General features: G+C 66.1%; 1 protein-coding gene. It reads left to right on the forward strand.

Annotated features, from left to right (window positions below; translation table 11 throughout):
• Positions 1-109 precede the first annotated feature (109 nt).
• On the forward strand, positions 110-1,429 hold the full coding sequence (locus tag RF638_RS15940) for an ISL3 family transposase (protein WP_031272418.1): 1,320 nt from the start codon (positions 110-112) through the stop codon (positions 1,427-1,429).
• The last annotated feature ends 6 nt before the right edge of the window (positions 1,430-1,435 follow it).

The following is a 1,435-nucleotide window of genomic DNA, read 5'->3' on the forward strand; positions in this document are numbered from 1 at the left end:
GGCTCTTCACAATCGAGGGTGTAGATCTGTCAGCGCGTCGCTCACCGGGTAGGGGTCGAGGTCTTCCGAGGATGAAGGTTCCTACACGCCTCATCTGGAAGACCTCGACGTGCCCAACGCTACTGCCGAGGACGGCTTCAGCTGTCCTGACCTGACCTCGTTCTGCGGTCTCGACGAACTTGGCCTCATCACCGTTGGGCAACGTCTCGAACCCGACCGGGCCGTGCTGGCGTGCAGGGTCGTTGACGATGACCGGTGGTGCCACCGGTGTGGCTGCCAAGGAATCCCGCGGGGCAGCGTGGTTCGCCGGTTGTCGCATGAACCGTTGGGCTGGCGACCAACGACGCTGCGCGTCACGGTGCGGCGGTACCGGTGTACCAACTGCGGACATGTGTGGCGTCAAGATACCAGTCGCGCGGCCGAGCCGCGGGCCAGGGTGTCGCGGCGTGCGATGGCGTGGGCGCTGACCGCGATCGTGTGTCAGCACCTCACGATCGCCCGAGTCGCTGAAGGGCTCGGCGTCGCGTGGAACACCGCAAACGACGCCGTGCTCGCCGAGGGGCATCGGGTGTTGATCAACAACCCGGGCCGGTTCGAGGGTGTCACCGCGATCGGTGTGGATGAGCACGTGTGGCGGCACACCCGCCGCGGCGACAAATACGTGACGGTCATCATCGACCTGACCCCGATCCGGGACGGCACCGGTCCAGCACGTCTGTTGGACATGGTTCCCGGACGGTCCAAGCAGGTCTTCAAGGCCTGGCTCGCCGACCGTGAACCAGCGTGGCGCACTGCGGTCGACGTCGTCGCGATGGATGGCTTCACCGGATTCAAAACCGCTGCTACCGAAGAGATCCCGGAAGCGACCACAGTGATGGACCCGTTCCACGTCGTCCGGTTGGCCGGTGACGCGCTGGACAAGTGTCGGCGCCGGGTCCAGCAGGACCTGCACGGCCACCGCGGCCGCACCACGGATCCGCTGTACCGGGCCCGGCGAACCCTGCACACCGGCGCGGACCTGCTCACCGACCGACAGCACGAACGCCTCACCGCACTGTTCGCTGTCGATGAGCACGTGCAAGTCGAGTGCACCTGGGGCATCTACCAGCGGATGATCGCCGCGTACCGGCATCCCGACCGCACCCAAGGCCACGATCTGATGAGCGCGGTGATCGCCTCGATCAGTACCGGCGTGCCGAAGGCCCTAACCGAGATCACCACGCTGGGTCGAACCCTGGCCAAACGATCTGCCGACGTGCTCGCCTACTTCGACCGACCCGGCACCAGCAACGGCCCGACCGAGGCCATCAACGGCCGCCTGGAACACCTCCGCGGATCCGCTCTCGGCTTCCGCAACCTCACCAACTACATCGCCCGCAGCCTGCTCGAGGCCGGCGGCTTCAGACCGCAACTACACCCTCGATTGTGAAGAGCC

This window comes from Kocuria sp. CPCC 205235 (assembly GCF_040980905.1).
Classification (GTDB): Bacteria; Actinomycetota; Actinomycetes; order Actinomycetales; family Micrococcaceae; genus Kocuria; species Kocuria carniphila.